Annotated in this window: 22 protein-coding genes, 1 pseudogene and 1 riboswitch; of the genes and pseudogenes, 2 read left to right on the plus strand and 21 right to left on the minus strand. The window is 41.0% G+C overall.

Translation table 11 applies throughout. From position 1 onward, the window contains the following. Nucleotides 1-190 precede the first annotated feature (190 nt). Entirely contained in the window at nucleotides 191-484 is a 294-nt protein-coding gene (locus PKC55_RS07360) for a phage integrase SAM-like domain-containing protein (RefSeq protein WP_524536938.1), read from the plus strand. Nucleotides 485-841: 357 nt separating this feature from the next. On the opposite strand, the gene PKC55_RS07365 is transcribed toward PKC55_RS07360, so the two are convergent. After that, nucleotides 842-1,924 carry a sirohydrochlorin cobaltochelatase gene (locus PKC55_RS07365; protein WP_291126938.1) on the minus strand — a complete coding sequence of 361 codons (1,083 nt, stop codon included), beginning with the start codon at nucleotides 1,922-1,924 and terminating at the stop codon, nucleotides 842-844. Between the two features lie 20 nt (nucleotides 1,925-1,944). Then, on the minus strand, nucleotides 1,945-4,005 hold the full coding sequence (locus PKC55_RS07370) for a TonB-dependent receptor plug domain-containing protein (RefSeq protein ID WP_291126936.1): 2,061 nt from the start codon (nucleotides 4,003-4,005) through the stop codon (nucleotides 1,945-1,947). A 117-nt stretch (nucleotides 4,006-4,122) separates the two neighbouring features. Further along, nucleotides 4,123-4,321, minus strand: a riboswitch (cobalamin riboswitch). A gap of 242 nt (nucleotides 4,322-4,563) precedes the next feature. Here PKC55_RS07370 and PKC55_RS07375 point away from each other — a divergent pair. Then, nucleotides 4,564-4,827, plus strand: coding sequence for a GntR family transcriptional regulator (locus PKC55_RS07375; RefSeq protein WP_291126934.1), 264 nt, complete (start codon nucleotides 4,564-4,566; stop codon nucleotides 4,825-4,827). Nucleotides 4,828-4,947: 120 nt separating this feature from the next. On the opposite strand, the gene PKC55_RS07380 is transcribed toward PKC55_RS07375, so the two are convergent. From PKC55_RS07380 to PKC55_RS07470, 19 genes and pseudogenes are all read right to left on the minus strand, one after another. Beyond that, the gene (locus PKC55_RS07380; RefSeq protein WP_291126932.1) at nucleotides 4,948-5,193 is read right to left on the minus strand and encodes a hypothetical protein; all 246 of its coding nucleotides are present in this window, start codon (nucleotides 5,191-5,193) and stop codon (nucleotides 4,948-4,950) included. Nucleotides 5,194-5,197: 4 nt separating this feature from the next. After that, the gene (locus PKC55_RS07385; RefSeq protein ID WP_291126930.1) at nucleotides 5,198-7,315 is read right to left on the minus strand and encodes a hypothetical protein; all 2,118 of its coding nucleotides are present in this window, start codon (nucleotides 7,313-7,315) and stop codon (nucleotides 5,198-5,200) included. 35 nt (nucleotides 7,316-7,350) lie between these two features. Further along, nucleotides 7,351-8,142 carry a tail fiber protein gene (locus PKC55_RS07390; protein ID WP_324372471.1) on the minus strand — a complete coding sequence of 264 codons (792 nt, stop codon included), beginning with the start codon at nucleotides 8,140-8,142 and terminating at the stop codon, nucleotides 7,351-7,353. A gap of 91 nt (nucleotides 8,143-8,233) precedes the next feature. Further along, nucleotides 8,234-8,728 carry a hypothetical protein gene (locus PKC55_RS07395; RefSeq protein ID WP_291126926.1) on the minus strand — a complete coding sequence of 165 codons (495 nt, stop codon included), beginning with the start codon at nucleotides 8,726-8,728 and terminating at the stop codon, nucleotides 8,234-8,236. Beyond that, on the minus strand, nucleotides 8,721-9,581 hold the full coding sequence (locus tag PKC55_RS07400) for a hypothetical protein (protein WP_291126924.1): 861 nt from the start codon (nucleotides 9,579-9,581) through the stop codon (nucleotides 8,721-8,723). The genes PKC55_RS07395 and PKC55_RS07400 overlap by 8 nt, the downstream gene beginning before the upstream one ends. Before the next feature lie 6 nt (nucleotides 9,582-9,587). Beyond that, nucleotides 9,588-10,091, minus strand: coding sequence for a putative periplasmic lipoprotein (locus PKC55_RS07405; protein WP_291126922.1), 504 nt, complete (start codon nucleotides 10,089-10,091; stop codon nucleotides 9,588-9,590). 29 nt (nucleotides 10,092-10,120) lie between these two features. Further along, nucleotides 10,121-10,510, minus strand: a pseudogene (locus PKC55_RS07410) (N-acetylmuramoyl-L-alanine amidase); the annotation flags it as partial. Beyond that, nucleotides 10,494-10,730 carry a hypothetical protein gene (locus PKC55_RS07415; protein WP_291126919.1) on the minus strand — a complete coding sequence of 79 codons (237 nt, stop codon included), beginning with the start codon at nucleotides 10,728-10,730 and terminating at the stop codon, nucleotides 10,494-10,496. The gene PKC55_RS07415 and the pseudogene PKC55_RS07410, both read right to left, overlap by 17 nt. Beyond that, nucleotides 10,727-11,014, minus strand: a complete 288-nt coding sequence (locus PKC55_RS07420; protein WP_291126917.1) for a hypothetical protein — start codon at nucleotides 11,012-11,014, stop codon at nucleotides 10,727-10,729. Before PKC55_RS07420 ends, PKC55_RS07415 begins: the two co-directional genes overlap by 4 nt. Further along, nucleotides 11,001-11,333 carry a hypothetical protein gene (locus tag PKC55_RS07425; protein ID WP_291126916.1) on the minus strand — a complete coding sequence of 111 codons (333 nt, stop codon included), beginning with the start codon at nucleotides 11,331-11,333 and terminating at the stop codon, nucleotides 11,001-11,003. Before PKC55_RS07425 ends, PKC55_RS07420 begins: the two co-directional genes overlap by 14 nt. Continuing rightward, on the minus strand, nucleotides 11,330-11,704 hold the full coding sequence (locus PKC55_RS07430) for a hypothetical protein (RefSeq protein ID WP_324372477.1): 375 nt from the start codon (nucleotides 11,702-11,704) through the stop codon (nucleotides 11,330-11,332). Before PKC55_RS07430 ends, PKC55_RS07425 begins: the two co-directional genes overlap by 4 nt. A 185-nt stretch (nucleotides 11,705-11,889) precedes the next feature. Further along, nucleotides 11,890-12,498: a hypothetical protein gene (locus PKC55_RS07435; protein ID WP_324372479.1), complete on the minus strand. Its 609-nt coding sequence runs from the start codon at nucleotides 12,496-12,498 to the stop codon at nucleotides 11,890-11,892. Between the two features lie 365 nt (nucleotides 12,499-12,863). Further along, entirely contained in the window at nucleotides 12,864-13,361 is a 498-nt protein-coding gene (locus PKC55_RS07440; protein ID WP_291126910.1) for a DUF6046 domain-containing protein, read from the minus strand. Further along, nucleotides 13,354-15,153 carry a tape measure protein gene (locus tag PKC55_RS07445; RefSeq protein WP_291126908.1) on the minus strand — a complete coding sequence of 600 codons (1,800 nt, stop codon included), beginning with the start codon at nucleotides 15,151-15,153 and terminating at the stop codon, nucleotides 13,354-13,356. Before PKC55_RS07445 ends, PKC55_RS07440 begins: the two co-directional genes overlap by 8 nt. Before the next feature lie 170 nt (nucleotides 15,154-15,323). Beyond that, nucleotides 15,324-15,647 (minus strand): hypothetical protein, encoded by a 324-nt coding sequence (locus PKC55_RS07450; protein ID WP_291126906.1) that lies wholly within the window; start codon nucleotides 15,645-15,647, stop codon nucleotides 15,324-15,326. A gap of 45 nt (nucleotides 15,648-15,692) precedes the next feature. Further along, nucleotides 15,693-16,019: a hypothetical protein gene (locus tag PKC55_RS07455; protein ID WP_291126904.1), complete on the minus strand. Its 327-nt coding sequence runs from the start codon at nucleotides 16,017-16,019 to the stop codon at nucleotides 15,693-15,695. Nucleotides 16,020-16,159: 140 nt separating this feature from the next. After that, nucleotides 16,160-17,356, minus strand: coding sequence for a DUF2586 family protein (locus tag PKC55_RS07460; protein WP_291126902.1), 1,197 nt, complete (start codon nucleotides 17,354-17,356; stop codon nucleotides 16,160-16,162). Between the two features lie 4 nt (nucleotides 17,357-17,360). Further along, nucleotides 17,361-17,972, minus strand: a complete 612-nt coding sequence (locus PKC55_RS07465; RefSeq protein WP_291126900.1) for a hypothetical protein — start codon at nucleotides 17,970-17,972, stop codon at nucleotides 17,361-17,363. Between the two features lie 60 nt (nucleotides 17,973-18,032). Further along, nucleotides 18,033-18,569: a hypothetical protein gene (locus PKC55_RS07470; RefSeq protein WP_324372486.1), complete on the minus strand. Its 537-nt coding sequence runs from the start codon at nucleotides 18,567-18,569 to the stop codon at nucleotides 18,033-18,035. Nucleotides 18,570-18,584: the final 15 nt, after the last annotated feature.

An 18,584-nucleotide genomic window follows, 5' to 3' on the forward strand; every position in this document is an offset into this window, starting at 1 on the left:
CCTAAGAAGGAATATTGAGAACATCAGCGAAAGTCATATATAATACAGTGGTAAAATTGTGCAAGCTTAATTCCTTTAGTTTTGATCAATTAGATACATTGTTAGGAAAGGTCGACAAAAAGAGAGTAAATACTATTTTAAGAAACGATTAAATACTGCTGAGTTCTATCATGGTGCTCTAAATACTTTTATTTGCTTCAAATGTGGTAAGTGGTGTAAACGAAAAGAAATGCAAAAATGCAGTAAAAGTTTTATTGAATTGACTTTTCAGGATGTTACTGCTAAGCAAATGCAACGATTCGAAAAGGAAGCATTAGCTCATGGCTATACCAAAACAACTGTTGCGATGCGTATCTGTGCCACACGGACAATTTTTAATATTGCTTTGAGGAATGGTGCAATGAGACCTAGTGATTATTGTTTCAATAAAGGCTCTCAAAACTCATATACCATAAAAAGACTAGTAGCCGGAAGATTTCATTAAAATTAGATGATATAGAATGATATCAACAGCTGCTATAAATGAAGGAAACCGTAACATGTCAAGAGATTTGTTCTTGTTTTCTTTCTGAGCTAACGCAATAAATTTTGCAAACCTAATCAGCTTAATATGACACATTTGAAGGTTGCTTATATGATCATCAGGCATTAAATCAGGTTATGCTGATGCTAGGCGATCTTGCTGTATATAAAACTGATTCAAGAATTCTTTTCTTAAAAAACATTTTGGAATGTCTATAATAACGACTTATAGAATTATAAATGAAAAAGCTACAAGTTTTTCAACCAGTAGCTTCCTTTTACACAATATTATGAATATTCTCAAAATATTCAATAATACTTATTCTCCTAAATGCTCATTCCATGATGTTGCATTTTTGACAGCATGTTTCATATGGTTAAGCCAAATTGTACGTATTGCACTATGATCTCCCAAACCAACAACATTGAAATGTTTCGGGTCTATGTTAGTACCATCGGCACCAATTGTAAATCCAAGTTTTTCTAATTTTAATTTCCAGCTATACTCTGCTTCGTGATCCGGCTCTTCTGGATTAATCTTATCCCAACTCTGACCGTCTTCCAAACCTCCCAACAAGTCATTTTGGGCATGATCCCCGGCAATTGACATCAGAGGAGCCAAGCTAATGGTAATTTTCTTATAATTATCTTTAGTTATACCTTTTCTAGTGGCAAAAGCTTCAATTTCAGTACGTATATGTGAAAACATTTTAGCTCCCCAATCTACTGTTCCTACAAAGATATTTTTCTCTCCGCTCAAATTTTGCAATGCGGTTTCAAGTTGGGCATACCTCTCATTCGCATGCGTGTATTCAGTATCAGGATTACCATGCCCCATCAAAGTAACAACCTCTCCTGCATCTAATCGGTTTTTATAATATTTGTAAAGGATTTGAGCAACAGCATCGACATCTTCCTCTGTTTCGAGCAAGCAAGAACTTTTAGCTACTTTAACGTTAGGAAAAGGAATCATAAAGTTTTTCTTCACATCCGTGTTCATTAGGCTAAGGTATTCTTCTCCTGGAATAATATGTAGTGATTGTATATATACATTTTTATAACCTGCTTTACCGATTGCGCTTAGCCATAGATCGGGTTGAGAATAAGCTTTACCAATCTGCGCATACACACGAGAAATTATAGTACGAGATGTAAATGACATATAGATGTCTGTATTAGGAAAGGCTGCCTGATAATCTTTTATAATTTGATCATAAGTAGCTTGAGGCTGTTCGTAAGTACTACCGAAAGAGCAAAGGAGTAAGGCTGTTTCGTTCTTTTTATTGATTACAACAGCATTTCTATCGTCTTTCTCATCCTCGTTATCATTTGAACAAGCGCTGAAAAATCCTATAGAAAGGATCATGGAAAATGTTAGAAGATTCTTTAAGAATTTGTTCATAATAAATAGTTTTAAAATAATTATTTGTTTGGATTTTGAAATTTTACGATAATAGAAGTGTAGAAATTCCGACCGGGGGACGTTGTCCCTCTATTATGTCCGAAAGGACTCCGATCGACATAATTGAATATGTTATCTACTCCGATATTGATATCTAATTTTATTTTTTTAGAATCAAGAAAAGAATGCGATGTGTTGACTCTCCAAATCTGATAGCCCATTGTATCTCCGTCTGTTGTATAATAGCGTTTTGATTGGTAACGTCCATTCAGACTAAGTCCTAATTTATATTTCTGCCACGGTTTAAACCATGAAATACGAATGTTTGCATTATGTCGTGAAGTGCCGTTTATATATACATATTTCATGTAATCGTTTGCCGTTTCATCATCTGTACGTTGACCTTTAGCATCCAGATAACTATACCCCCCTCCTATTTTTATATTCATTGGCAATTCGGCGTCAAAAGTGAAATCCATACCATAAATCCGCCCTTTTGCCAGATTAACGTATTTCATGGTTTCCTCCACCAACTGTAGTTTGTCTTCATAAGAAGTTTCTATTGTCTGAAGAGAAATCATATTCCTTATATTATTATGATAGGCGGTTACACTTGCATTAAAACGAGGTAAATGATATTCGATATTTAATGCATAATAATCCGACTTTTGAGCTTTTAGATTGATATTTCCATAATAAGCTTTGTATTTACTCATTATGGTAGCATAATAGTGATAATACAACTCCTTTATAGTGGGAGCCTTAAACCCATTAGAATATGTTCCTCGAAAATTAAAGTTATGAAACTTGTACAAAGCCGAAACTTTAGGTGTGAATGTTTGGCCAAATTCCCAGTGTTGTCCGAATCGGATTCCTGCTGTTATATTAAATCGATCTGTCACATTCCATTCATCCTGAGCATATGCCGATACAGAGTAAGCTGCAGCTTTATTTCCTTCAAGACGATAAGGTGATACCAGCCGATCCCCAATATATTCGATTCCTGTGTTTAATGTATTTTGTTCATCTAGGTAAAATACACCTTTCAAATTACCCAATACACGCCGTTGGGATGTTTGAAGGATGCGATCTCCTGAATAGTAAACAATACGGTCTCCGTTCTCATCAAAATAGTCTGTGTATTCACGACTTGTATAGTCATAAAAATAATCGTATTTGTCAAATGATAAGTCAAATGTAAGGTAATCTTTATTTTGCATATTGTATTTTCCTCCTGTACTATAGGACTGATTCCTATAATAAAAGTCATACAACCGCCACTGAGGAATACCCGTAGGACGATAAGTCCATTTTTCATAAAAAGAAGCACTCGTATTTAATGTGAGTTTATCAGATACCTGATACGATAAATCTTGTGAAATAGTATAATCCGTAGAGCGATTTACTGTTTTTGTAACACTGTTTTCATAGAGTTTGCCTCTATACCATTCTTGAGTTGTATTCTGCCAACCATCAGTATGACTCAAAGAAAATGAAGTATTCGAACTCCACCTTTTATGCTTTAATGCAAAAATATTACTTTGATCTAGATCTCCATATTTGCCTATGCGGGAAGTATTAGAAATACTGAGTTTATCTTTGTTCTTTTTAGTTATGAAATTTATAACACCACCGATTGCATCTGAACCATATAATGAAGAAACTGCTCCTTTTACAATCTCGATCCTCTCAATATTGTTCATATTGATACGGCTTAAATCGTTTTGCCCGCCAATGTCTCCATTTAGCCTTTTTCCGTCTATAAGAATAAGTATGTAATCATTCTTCAGACCATTGAGTTGAATATTACTCCCCATGTCACTCCGGTTAAAAGTAATAGAAGAAGACAAGCCTCCCAATACATCCTCAATATCACGCCCCGCATATTCCTTTAAAGCTCCTCCTGAAATCACTTCAGTTTGTACAGGCGCATCTTTAATGTAATGTTCAGTACCAGTACCGGTAACAACAACTTCTTTTAGAGAAACAAATTTTACAACATGCCGAGTCGTATCGGCAATTTGTGCAATTAGCAATTGACAGCAAAGAAATACAGCTGTCAATAATAAATAATACCTCATATCTTATTTTATAATTCTTTAAAAATTAATAAAATAAAACATCGAGTTTCCTGAAAATTAATAAAATAGCAATGTATACATAAAGTATCCACAACCACTCCTATCCCTGGAAGCTTGGTGTTTATTTGTCTTTTGGCAGGTCTTCTGGCTCTCCTCCGGTTAAAAGCCTTCCCATTCTAGCAAAAAGAACAGTGGCATAGAATATTAACCGATATAACGCGAGGAATTACAGCTGCAGGTACAGCCCCGGATTTTCACCGAGTTCCCTTTCATCAGGATATGAAATATACTGATTACCAAATCTGGCACAAATGTAAATAAATGTTTTTTAATGAAAAAAGAAAATAATGATTGTATTTTATTCTCGGTTTAGAAATTTTAATGCTTCAAAATAACGGTTATTGAATTATTTGCTTCATTTGGGTTATATTTTCCTTTTCCAATATTAACAAATGGAATCTTTTAATTCTTTTATTTTTATATAATTTCTGCTTAAAAGATAAATTGATTGGACTATATTTACCTTTCGAATTAAAAGAAGATGAATAGTCCAAAAAGATGAACTTAAAACTATTACATACCAAATTAAACAGATCTGGCGATAAGGCCATTTATATACAGATAGCTGATTTGATAATAGAATCGATTAAGAGTGGCGTACTGAAGGCTGGAGAAACAATGCCTAGTACGCGGCATATGGCTGCTGAATTATCAGTTAATCGCAATACAGTTGTTCTGGCATTTGATATCCTTATTAATGAGGGTTGGATTATCTCAGAGGAAAGAAAGAAAACTTATGTATCAAATAAAATACAGATATAATCGCGAAAATGAAAAATACAGTTTTTCAAAATAAAAAGTACAAAAAAAAGCAAATCACATCTAAATAATATAGACATGATTTGCACAAAGATAATTATTAAAATAGCATTCAAACGCTAATTAAACAGTAAATAAATAGATTGCAGTTACAACACTACCAAAAAAAGTAGATAACAATTCGTATAAATCAAATTGAGACTTTTTTATGTACTTATCATATAATTCCTTAATTAAACCAATGCAAAACCCAATCATCAAAGCATAAAACCAAGTTGGCGCAATACAAGCTATCCAACCTCCAGCTAGGAAATGAAGTACATTATCTATACCTACCTTATTTAAAATTGTTATTTGTAAATCTTTCATTATTCTATCTTTTATCAACGTTAATAAATAGCATACAATCAGGTATCGTAATTGGTGACGCTGATGTGTTTGTGATAAAAACTTCTACGTTATTATTACTTGGCACATTACCAGCTATAGACAGATTTGCAATCCCGATGCTTAATGATGCTTTTACAAAGTCTCCCAATGAAGTATTAGTCACAGCCTGTACTATCCTCTTTGTTGCTCCCGCTGCAAGTGTACTAGTTGGTAGCGCATAATTAAGAAATGGTTTAGGGAGGTTGTTAGACAAAGACATATTTGGAGGCGTAACCCCGACTGAAACAGCCGATGTAGTAGAGTTATTATCCGCAAATAAGAAATAACCTAAATCCTGTCCATTTATAAACCTACATAAAGCCTCACTTTGTAGCGTTGTATTACCTTTTACAAATACGTTTCTTATGAAACCAGTTGTTGATACAGCATTCTTGTAAGCCATAAGGAAAACGAAATTATTAGATGACTCGATAATGTCATTTTTTTGAATCAAAATATTCTCTATACCCTTTTCGTTATCAAAAGTCATATACAGATCGGCTAACCTGAGACGGCTCTCCCCATTAACAGCTAGATTATCGGGATTGCTAATTTTATTAACCTTGAAACCCTCTATATTAACATTTTTGCATTGTTGAATTATTTGCACAATGACAGGGTATTTATGGTCGCAAACTTCGGCGTTTCTAAATGTAAAATTCTCAGGTGTAATGCCTACGTCCACTGATTGATATATTCTATACGCTGGGCAACGACAGCCTATAAATGTATCAGTATTTGTAATAAAATTTGAAAGAGCATATATTTTATATATAGTTTCTAACTGGTTTTCGCTACCAATCTCCGACTGGTCGAAAGTATTATAACCGCAATTAACACGATATCCATAAAGAGAGCTATTGATATTTGATTTATCATGAACTCCACCCTCTCTACCCTCTATTCGTCTTACTGTATTTCTGAAAAAATCGAGTGAACCAAAAGACCAATACAATACCGTTGCAGCTTCTGACGTGTTAAGATGGTATATGTAATTATCATTCATCGTTATTTTTTCAATAGCTGACGCCTGCAAAACACGTGCGTAAGTCGATTTATCTGTTAATGCAGTATTAATACCATTTATATAATTGTAACAAAATGATATTCTTTTAGGTGACTGAGCATTTAGCGGATCACTACCATGCGACGGTAGACTCCTCACGAGAAAACGTGTACCATCTGTTATATAGTTGTAATCTACTATTAAGTCCTCACATTTGAATCGGTCTGTAAAGAAAATAGTACACTTATTCAGGTTGTTATTAGTTATCAACAACCTTGTACCCGACAAATCTACATTAACATCGACAAAATAATTAGTCACTGTTTCGTCAACGCCAGTAAAACTACAGTGATGTATATTTATTTCTCCGAAATTAACTGTCTGATGTAATATTCCTTTATTGTTTTTTGTTATTAAATTCGATATATCTATATTTTGGGCGGTTGAATTAAATAGCTGAATATCCGAGGGAGCTACAATCTCTGTTTTAGAATCATCTCCTTTTATATTGATATCCTTTGTCAGAGAAATACTTGAACTAATCTTATGTCTTTTCCCTAGTCTGATATTTCCACCGAAAGCGAATGCTCTTGTTAATGCTGCTGTATCATCTGTTACGCCATCGCCCACAGCTCCGAATATTTCCGCATCTATCCAGTCCATAGGAATAGCCAATTTTAAGAACTCATCCCCTCTTAGCCTGTATATTGTTCCATCTACTTTACTAGCATCCATAAGCGTTCCATCTTTCCACCTTTCTACTAATTGGTAGTTAACAGACCTCCCAGTACTGGACGATATTATATTAGTCCAATTCGTACCAACCTTAATGGCGCTCCCACTATTCACAGATAGCAATCGGCTATCAGAAAAGAAATCATTATCTAATATTGGAGCTAACCCGCCCCCATTGCCGTTTATATTTTCTATTTGTGTGGCTGGTATTTTTGTTGACTTATGCCAAAAAGAATCTATCAAGTCACTAAAATCATGCCCTGGTGGGGTTTTGCCATCAGAAAACTTTTCTTTTAATGTTGGTATCGGTTGTGTTGACATCTTGAATACTGTTTAAATACTGTTTAATTGCATTTTTAGCGCACCTTTATAATTTTGGCGAATACGATAAAAGCCTGACGGTTTTCGTGTCCCTCGCCGCCCCCTACTGGCGATGTATATGCCCAAGCGTTATCGTTATCTGTGCCGTTTGAACCCCTTTGATTTCCGATATACCCCTCTGCATAATCCCATGGCGGACTCCATGCCGTTGTCGGGTTTTCTCCCCATGGATAAATATGTTTATGAGAGGGTATTTGCTTTTCGGTAAGTGTAATGCTATCAGCCCCACCAGTCAGCCCGACTGACTTATAATCGCCAGTACCCGAGTAACCAACAACAACCCGACCGCCAGCATTTGGCAACCTGAAAGTATTACTACCATCGCCACCGTAAATTGTGCCGAGCGCCTCGAATAACTCGGGGTATTCAGTCGTCGAAAGTTCCCGACCATCACAAAGCATATAATCTTGTGGTATTTTAGAGGCAAACCCCGCAAACTCTTTTACAATACCAGCAGGGTCACCCGTGATATTTTTAATTTGACGATATAAATACTGATTTGTAGGTATTTTTTCAAAGTCAGCCCAGTTATACTCACCCGTTGCCGAAAATTCAACATAGCGAGTAACATACGATTCGGGATAATCGACCCCAAATGCCGACAAGGATGTTTTAACCTCGCGAATAGTGATCTTATCTTTTTTCGCCGCACCCACGAGTTCGAGTATCTCGCCATCAACAACGACGAGACCGTCCGAGATCGTTGCGACGTTATTTACGACACTTTCGGTACAACCCGACAAGATATATCGCCCGCCGCCCAGCAATGCTAAATTTGCCGTCAGAAATATTGCATTTTGCAGTTTTGCAAGCCCCTCACTGTAAAGCGGAAAATTATCTTTATTTAGAAAGTTTACTTTATTCATAAACGATGCGGTATTTTTTAGATGCAAGCTTGTTGCTGTTAATAATCGAGTACATTTTTTTGAGTTCGTCGTCTGAAAAGCTATACCCATACGGAAAAACCACGTCAAAGTCGGTTATCGTTGTACCGAGCATATTATTTTCGACAAGCATATAAGGATCGCCCGCGCCCTCTATTGATATTAAGATCGGCTTATTTGTACTTTGTTTGTGCAATAAAAAGTTATCAAAGTCGATCGGCGTATCACGTATGAAAATGCGGCGCTCGTAATAGTCGTATAAGTCATTGAGTTTGCCCTCTAAGTAACAAACCTGACAAAGCACATCAGTATCAAGTGAGCTTGTGAAACTCTGAAACCGTGTATGTAAAACGGTGAGAGGTCGCACAAGTGCCGTAATGAAAGCGACTATAACATTATATCGAAAGCGATCGGGCAACAACAAAAGAGCCAGCCTCGAAAAACTTATGTTATAATAATTCTTATTCATTCGGTATCATATTTAATACGAGGTTATTATCTGATATTCTATAATAGCCCGCATAAGGGATCGCCCGTGCCTCTATTGCCGTAAACTCTGTATAATTACCATATCGAGCCGCCGCAAGCTTAAGGTCGGCGATCTCGACACCTTGTACGCCTTGCAATGCGTCGATAAGCGCCTGATTTGTGTAATATCCGTTAAACGAAAGATTGCTTATATAAGCCCTGATAGCGTTTTGTATGGGCGTATCATTTGTGCCGTCTAAGCGTTTGCCCTCACTATCGAGTACAAGTGGGTCGTAATAAATATCGAATCTGAGGTATAAATCGTCACCTTGCGCATTGACTATCTTAATACGCACGCCAGCGTCTTTATATTTGTTTACATAAGTGCTGAATGATGCAAATTGTATATCTGTCAAAGGTTGTTTTACCCCGTTTACCTCGCGGGCAACCTTTAAAAACAAAAAACTCTGATCGCTCGCCTCAATACCAGCGGCAAATTTTATGATCTGAGACGCTTCGATTTGTTCGGGTGTCAAAGACGAGTTGTCGTACTGATCCGTGTCGCCCGCAAGCTCATAACCGTATTGAAACTCTTTTGCCCGTGTCGCATACCATCGCGGGGTGTGGGCTTTGTTATTTCTTAAGAGAGCCAGCAAATCAACCATAAATTGCTCGAACATCTGAAACGGCAATATCATACATGTGGCAACCACGTAAAAAATGATATTTTCGACCGATACTGTCGAGAATTGATCTTCAAAACTTTTACCGTCTTGCAGATTATATTTTGCTTTGATCGTCTCGTTTGCAACAAACGAGCCCGTCATTATGCTTTTTATTTCGGCGATTGTCATAATTTACTATTTGAATTTAAAAAACAGAAAGCCGATAAGACAAGTGAGAGAAAGCCCACCAAAGAAGATAAAAAAGTTCTGCCATTTCGACAAGCCCGTTTCAGTCTTTGTTTTTTCTTTGCCTTCGATCTTTGTTTTATCTTTACCTTTGTCGATAGTCTCAATACTCGACACACTAGCTTTCGTTTCGCTGGCGTTTTCAGCGATCTGTGTCTCTATCTCTTTACTCAGGTTAATGTCGTTTTCTTCTTTGATCGGCGGCTTGCCCGTTTCGGGGTCGATCGGCTTGTCTGTATCGTATTTTGTTTGTTTCAAAGATATATTGAGCCGCTCGTTTATTGCCGTTTGTATGGCACGCGCGATCGTTTCATATACCGCCGAATCTCGCGAAACCTTAAGGTCGTTTTCGATATTGCGTAGCTGTTTTTGGTGTGTATCGGTTGTTGCTGTTTTGGGCGACTTACACCCAGCAAGAGAGAAGCACAAAGCAAGTATTATAAAAAGTCTCATTTAATCAGTATTTAAACGGGTTAAAATTCCTCTTGAACATCAAAACACGGGCAAGCTTTCGCCGCAAATTCATTGTGTCCGTGTATCGTCATAGTCGGGTATCGTTTTTTTAACTCGTCAACAAGCTTTATGATAGCGGCTTTTTGCTCAGGTGTGCGGGTGTCCTTTGGTTTACCGTTCTGATCGAGCCCGCCGATGTAGCAAATGCCGATCGAGTTTGTATTTTGCCCTAAACAGTGAGCGCCGATCTCGGATATATCACGACCTTTGTGCACCGATCCGTCGAGATACACGACAAAATGATACCCTATTTTTGCAAAACCGCGAGCCCGATGCCATCGGTCAATATCTTCAACCGTGAAGTGTTGCCCCTCTTTTGTCGCTGAGCAATGCAATATTGTTTTATCTATCATTCTCATTTTCTTTATCCTCTTTATCGTTTATATACTTTTTTGCCCTGTAAGAATAATCGACCCCCATTAATGCCCCGACAAACGTCAAAGTCTCACCGTAAGCAATCAAAACCGAATTATCTATTTTGCCCACGGGCGGCACACAAAACCCAGCTATCAACAAGCCGCAACCAACAATCACGAGTATTGTCGATATTACATACTGGTATTTTAATCTATTTTTCATATCACAATAAAATCGACATTAATCGTCATGTTACCGATACCGCGCCCCACCACTTGTGCCGATCCTTTGTCCGAGCTCGCGGGTTGCACGCCGTTTCGTTCTAAATAGTTTATTACTCGTTTGTTTACAATAGTCGGCGGCGTCAATAGTGTACCGATGCGCACACTTTTGGTCGGCGACAAATCATTTTTAACGGCAAGCTCGAATAGTGCCGAAATATCTCCCGCCTCTCTTACGGCAATATCACCGAGCCATTGCCCTTGTTTACTTTCAATAGCTTGCATTTATCGGTATGTCTATTTCGTTATTAATTGAAACCTTTATATCCAAATAGCTGACGCGTTGCCCGTCGGCTTCGAGTTGCTCGCGTATCTTGTGTTTATACAAAAGCGTTTCTTCTGACATGAGCATCGAATCGATACCGACACCGACGGTCGGGGCTTCTTTTATCTCGGCGGGATGTATGAAAATGATATTTTTCTGATTCTGACGAGTTACATCACCAAGCACAAGCCCGCCCGTAATCATGCCCAAATCGTCGCGGGTAACTTTAACGATCAGGTCGTTTGTTGCCTGATCCAGTAAAAAGCCTTTTTCTTTCATTGTTTCACTTTTTCATTTTCAAGATCACCGATCTTTGTCACCGATACGGGTTGCCCCGCCCACTGGCTTATTGCCGCTTTCAGAGCCGCGCCACCGTCTTGCGATACTGGCGACCAGCCAGCAAAGACCGCTTTCAGAGCATTCACACTGTTTTCGAGTGTGTTTAGCTTACTGATTAAAGGCTTGATCTTTACCATACCGCCCAGCGACCCGCCGTTGAGTATTACACCGTCTTTGTCAGCAACCACGCTTACATCACCGATCATAATCTCGATCTTTTCCAGTACATCGGTTTTAGCTATCCATAAACTACTCAGGTCGCCACCGTCTGAGATAACCAACACATAAGTATCTTTTGCGGGTATTAGCAACGCGCGGTCGCCGTCGACGGTTGTTGTCGGCAAAAGCCGTACATCTGTCAGTTTTAATCCGTCATAATCGATTGTGCAAGTAAGCCCGTTTACCTCTATTACCTTTGCCGCAAAAACGAAACCCAATACACCGCCCGCGCTCATTAGCTGGCTGAGTTGTTGTGCTATTTGTGCTCTCTTATCCATTAGTTTGAAACCTTTTTGCCTATTTCTACTTTGCGCACCCCGCCGTTTTCGTCGAAAGTTGTTGTAACGGCTGTCACATAATATGTGCCCGTCTTATACTCGTAATCCGAGTCGATTATCTTTGCCGAATAGGTCGGCGCAACAAAAGGAATGAGCCAGCCCATGACACTGCCCTCGTAACCGTCATAAGTCAGGTATTCGAGTTCAGACTCGCCCCTCTTTTTGAGGTCGGCATCTGACATCGGGCTTGTTACCTTTACCGTTCGTTTTTCGCCGCCAGTAGTACCGACGACAATCTTTTTCTTTTTACCATCCAAGCCGACACCGTCCACTTGCACCTCAAACTTACGATCGTCTTTTTTTCGGTATTTCAAATCTGAGCTCTCGATGTTGACCGAAAAATCGTAAACCACATCGCCGCCTTTTTCAACGTATGGCGGGTGTATGTGTAAAGTATCGCCAATCATGTAAATACTTGCCTTTGTATCTTCTTTCAGTTTCTTAAGGACATCGAAAGCATTTGCGTTGTTAATCACAAACTTTTGATACGTTATATCATAAGAGCAATCGATATTCTTAAGCCCTATTTGGCTACCGCCGATTTTCAATTCAGACATGCAGTATTGCGCGATCTCTTTTACCGTCGTGTTTAAAAACTGTTTATTCGCCACCGATTTGCGCGTCAGGTACATGGAATCTTCACAATTAAACGTCAGTGAATCGTCGTCGGTATCGATCCGTTGTACAAAGCCCGTAAACTCAGAGACGAGCTCGTCGTCATAACCGAGTTGTATCGAGATCGTGTCGCCTACCTTGACATATTTCTCGTGATCGAGTGACTGGTTATAGACAACGGCGGGCACAACAACCGTCGCCGTGCTGGTAAGCAGATCGACCGACTTATGTATTTCGACCGACTCGAGCATGGCGAGTTTATAATTACCGATCCGTATGTCGTAAACCATATTGAACATTATTTCACTTCGATAAAAAGATTATAACTATCGTCGCTCACGGCTTCAAAAGACCAGTTTTGCACATTTTCGCCTTTGGAAAACGGCAAGTCGTAAGTCAGCACGACGATTTGATTAATGTTGAGTAATTGCAAAAGCTCGTTTTGCACGGCAATAGCCCTTTTTTGTGTGATCGCCTCTCTGAGTTTTTGTACTTCAATGTCGGTGTAAGTGTACATATCGTCGTTCGTAAATGTGCTTTGTACGCTGATCTTAAAATCACCCTCGCACCATCGCTCTTTAATTGTACCGCGCCCCGTCGATTTTGCGACATTGCGCATCTTGACGATATTTTCACCACTTACCGAGATCAAAGGCTCATAAGGCAATAGCCACCAACTGTTATCGGGCATTTGCAACGATAGCGGCATCACTTGTGTTACCGTTTGCCCGCTTTCGACCAGATCGGACGCATCGCGTACCGTGATCGGTCGGTTATTGTAAATGAGATTAAACATTTGCCTGAGCCATTGTGAGCGCACGCGACAACTCGTCGAGGACAATATCGCGTACCTTTTGCGCGCCCTCGCTGACATTGCCTGCCGTAACGGTCATTGTTCCTACTAAATTGCCGAGATTGATCGTAATATGGGTTGTCTTTGAGCCGCCCGTCGCGATTGAGTTTGCCGTTTTGCCACTTGCACCGCCTTTACCTTTACCGCCAGCCGTACCCGAGCCAGTGCCGCCGCCACTGATCGACCCGTCGCCATCCATACCAGCCACGCCAGCAGGGGCGATACCGAGCTTTGACTTAAGACCGCCCACCACGTCGCCGAGCGATGTGTCGTTAAAATGTAGGCTTTGCCCCGCTTTCTTAAACTCGTCAGCAGCTTTTTTACCCGTTTCGACGAGACCCTTTGCCCCGTCTGCGATCTCTTTTTTACGGCGTTCTGTATCGGCACTGATTTCGGCAAGCATCCTTTGATTTTCCGAACTATCACCGATGCCGACGGCTTCCTTAAACTTATACCATCCCTCTTTTATTTTGTTGAGCCCCAGCATTAAACCGTTTACCATCGTATTGAAATAAAACTTAATGCTATCGACAAATAGTTGAAATATGAGTTTACAACCGTTTACCGTATGTTGCCAAGCCTCGCCCCAGCCGTCAACTTTAATAATCAGAAAGGCAATAACAGCGATCAAACCAATAACCAGCGCAACAACCCATGTAATCGGGTTTGCCCACATTGCAAGGTTGTTTGCTATCCATGCGAGCGTCTCGGCGCTTTTCAACGCTGTGATTATTTTAGTCACGGCGGCATACGCCATCGTTGCAACCTTAACAACCGTAAATGTTGCCGCAAGCCAAAGCATAACACCCCCGACAACTTTTGCCGTTGTACTGAGGTTTGATATTTTCTCGCCCAGTTTATCAAAAAATGCAGTAGAGTCAGTCAATAATAGATTAAGTCCTTGTATATATGGCATTAATAGCGGCTGTATGATATTATACAGATTAAGCAATAATTCGTTGACGTTATCCATAAATGTGGAAAGTTGCCCGCCCAGCGTATTACTTATTTTATCTGTCATACCATAAAACAGACCGCCCGCACTGGTAGCGTCGTAAAAAGCCTGAGTAACCATTTCGGACGTGATAAGCCCCTTTGACATATCGTCTTTGAGTTGCCCGATACTTTTACCCGTTGTGCGCGCCATTTGCTCGAGTGGGTTAAACCCTGCATTAATCATTTGCAAAAGATCTTGCCCCATTAATTTGCCAGTAGCCGACATCTGAGAGAAAGCCAGTGTAAGTGAGCTTAATTTTGTTTTATCGCCCATCGCAATATCGCCGATTGCTTTCATGTTTGGCATTATCTTTTCTTGTACTATGCCAAAGCCCGCCATAACCTGAGCCGCATCGCTCAACTCGGCTTTACCGTAAGGCGTTTTTGCGGCGTACGCTGAAATGTTGTCAATCATTTTTTTTGCGTTTGCCTCGCCTTTAAATAACACCTCAAAAGAGGCGTTTCTCATTTCCTGATCGATACCCAGTTTTAACGCACGCCCACCGACCGCACCAGCTATGACAAGCGGGTTTGTCAGATAATTGGCAAACGGTATATTTGAAAACATACGTTTGAAAGAATTGGCAAAGCCAGCAAGCGGCGTATCGTTGAGGCTTCTTACCTCATTACGGAGATCGCGCACCCGTCGGGTCGTATCTATGACAGACCCGCCAGCGCGTCTCAGCGCTGACGATAATCTGTCTCGCAATTCAATCGTATATGTATAAAAATTAGTCATTGTTTACGTGCTTTTGCCTTTTTCTTGCTCTCTTATCCATTCGAGGGTCTTTGCGTGCATTGCCCATTCGTCATTCGTCAGCCCGTCGGGGTCAATGTGTAAGTGATAGCGCAACTGTGCGTCGATTATGCGTATCGCTTCTTTTTTCGGGTCGAGTATTTCGGCTGACGTTAAAGCTTTTCCAGCGTGACGGTCTCGGTCTGTATCAATTTGTCGATCTGAGAGGCAAGTCCCATAAATGATTTGTCGTCTGTCTTGATCGACTCGTCGCCGCCGAGCCAGCAATTATTAAGTACCGCCTCGACACCGCCGACAATGTTGTTTTGAGCGATGCGGGTCATTGCAAGCGATAAGGTTTTGCGATCGGGGTCGTGTAAGTAACCGACCTTGCCGCTCGCGGTTGTCACCTTATGAATGCTTTTGCCTTTTTCTGCCCATTCCTTTTTCCATTTTGCGATCTGATCGGGTGTCGGGTTTTCTATGTCTGTAGCCATTTTGTTAATGTTTTATTAATTGTTTAAATACTGTTTAAATGCGGTTTAAAGCTCGATAATGCGCAATGCAAGGAATGGTAATTCTATTTCCATAAATTTGTCACCTTGCGCCATCTTTTGCTCGGCGTCGGTAAATTCTGCCCCCTTGATTACGACGGTATGTATCATCGGTGAGTCGTCAGGAACGAAAGCCACAACGATGTCGACCTTAAGATCGAGTATTGATTTGCCCGTCGCACGCTGTATCGCTATAAGTTCGCTTTGCGTGAAAGTGAGAGTGCCAGTGTATGTTTTATTACCTCGCTGTATCGATCGTGGGTTGCGTCCTTTGGCATGCAAAAAATCTTTTTCCTGCGAGGGTTTCCAGTTCACATTACGAAAACCCTCGATCTCGATGCCGCCGACGTTGAGGCGTATGTCGCCCCACTCATACTCACGCCCGTTTATGAGTACCAAGTCACTTAATGCCATTTGCTAATCTTGTTAAATGGTTAATAAAAGGGTCTGAGCCCTTAATTTGATGTTACGGTAAAACCTAAAAGCACATCGATATACTTGCCGTACCCAAAAGGTCGTACGCGTAATGTTGCTTTTATCTGAGAGGTTGCCAGTATATTGATCGTGCGGTCGACAAGACATTTTACTCCCTGATCGTTTTCGTCGGTCGGATCAGCCGAAAGCTCGCCTTTTGCCGTCATATTGGTTGCAATGGCACTGATAACCTTTTGCTCGAAAGCGGTGGCATACGTCTCTATCATTGTGCCGTCCTCATTGACTGGTATTTCGTCGACAAGTTCCTCGACAAGCGTCGGGTAAGCGATACGGTATGCCTTGTCGATCGTGCGGCGTCGGGTGATTTGGCTATAATCGTCGGTCTCTTTTGTTGCCAGCAAATCGTCGGCTATATAATAGCCCGAAAAGCCTGTAAAAGTCCTGAATGTTATAAACCGCTTGCCGTGTATGGTTGCCACATCTGCAAGCTCGATCGGCTTATCACCCGCAAACATTTCGAGTACATTAAGCGCACCCGTTTTCACGCGGGCAATATTGCGTTGTACCGCCGATACTGCAATGCGACCAGCAATCAGCCCGACGGCTTGATTTGCCGATCCCGACTCGGTGTCGCCGATTACCACACCCACTCGGTTGTATGCAAATGTTTTCAGATCGGGCAACGTCTCGGGATCACCCGTATAAGACACGCCGTCAAGTACGGTAAATATCGGCGCATTGAGAGTCTCGGTCGCCCAGTCGCCCAGCATTTGAGCCGCAAACATAGAGGTGGCAACATCTGACGACATACCGTTTTCGATCTCAGGGTCGGGGCTGGCAACTTTTGTTACTGCAAAACCCCGTATCTCGCCTTTTGTCAGTTCAAGAACATTGCGCAAATAGGGCTTTGTTTTATCCAGTATATCGGACATGTGTAACGTATCAGGATAACCGACAATATATGTCTTTGTACCCTCTTGTGCCTCTTTGTAAAAATCGTTGACGATCTTATATACAAGCGGGTTATTTGCCTGAGTTACGCCCAGCGTTTCGAGACCGCTCGGAGCTTGCAACGGGTAATGTTTAGCAAGCGCGAATTTTTCGGCGATCTCAGTCGCCCCCACCACTGCAAGACAAAGCAAACCGTCGGCGCTCGATACCGCTTGCCCGAGCGCCCCGTTTCCGTATTCTATTTTTACGCGTGGTAATTCTGCCATTTGATTATTGTTTTGTGATTGAGATTATTGTCTTGTCTGCAAGCTTGCCCGTACGGGTATGCTTTATCGCGTCGTTTTCCTTGAAAAATGGGGTAAAATCACTCGTAAAGTGCAAGACATCGACTCGGTCGTTTTTCTTGAAAATGTCGGCGGCTATACGCAAACGTTTTTCGGTATCGGCTTTCGGCTCGGCTGGTTTGTCTGTCCATGCCTCGTCATTTGAAAATACCTTTTCGGGATCATGAGAATGACGGGGCAAATCTTTTTCAGTAAGTTTTATTTCACTTGCAGTATCACCCCCTTGCTCGCCAGTTCCTTTTTCTTTTGGTTGAGAATCCATTTCGGAATCTTCGCCGCCGCTTGTGCTGGCACTGTCGCCACTCCCTTGCTCACTGTCACCACTTGCGACCGATCCAGCCGCACCCGTTTCGGTAAGTACCGACGGCGTTTGCATTTCTTGATTATCGACTTGCGGCGTTGCAGCCTTGTTGTCGGGTGATACAGTTCCCGCAACTTCTGTACTATCCTTTTTATCAGTTGCATTTTCTTTATTTTGCTTTGCCATGATTATAATTGATTGATGTGTTAAAAAGAGATACAGAGACCCAGTGCGCAAGAATCGCGTTTAATATGTTTTATTCTGCCCGCGATCTCTGTATTTGTTTGTGTATAAGGTTTAAGCCGCGTCGCTATATATGGCGGCGATACCGTATGCCCTGAATGGCATTGCCACAAAACGCATTTGAAAACCTAATATCCAGCCGCGATATAATGCCCAGTGGTATTCGGGCTCGCCTTTGACATCACCCATTGCACGCATAACCTCAGATTTGATAAAAGCAATAGACGATACATTACCAGTCGCCGCCCCGTATGGTTGTTTTGTACCGTCGGCTGGGTTGTATTTAGGGTTGCGGGTAAAGGTGTAAATCTTAAAGCCGTATACTTCCTTTTCTTGCATGATCTCTTTATAAAGCTTCTTATCTTCTTTCTTAAGGTCTGCTTTGTGTGTCGGGCTCAATAAGATAATACGACCGTCTTGTGGCAAATCGGCGTCGTCGAATGCGGTTTGTAAGTCGAGAATGTCGTCGAATGTCAGTGCCTTTGTGCCGTCAGCCTTTGCCGCCCCCGTTGTCTTAAGTACGGGTGTTGTCGATGTATGACTATTCGGTGCGATCTGATAAGCCGCCCCCGTTGCCGCATTGGTACGCAATACATTCGCATGCTG

The organism is Dysgonomonas sp. (assembly GCF_035323175.1).
In the GTDB taxonomy this organism is placed as follows: Bacteria; Bacteroidota; Bacteroidia; order Bacteroidales; family Dysgonomonadaceae; genus Dysgonomonas.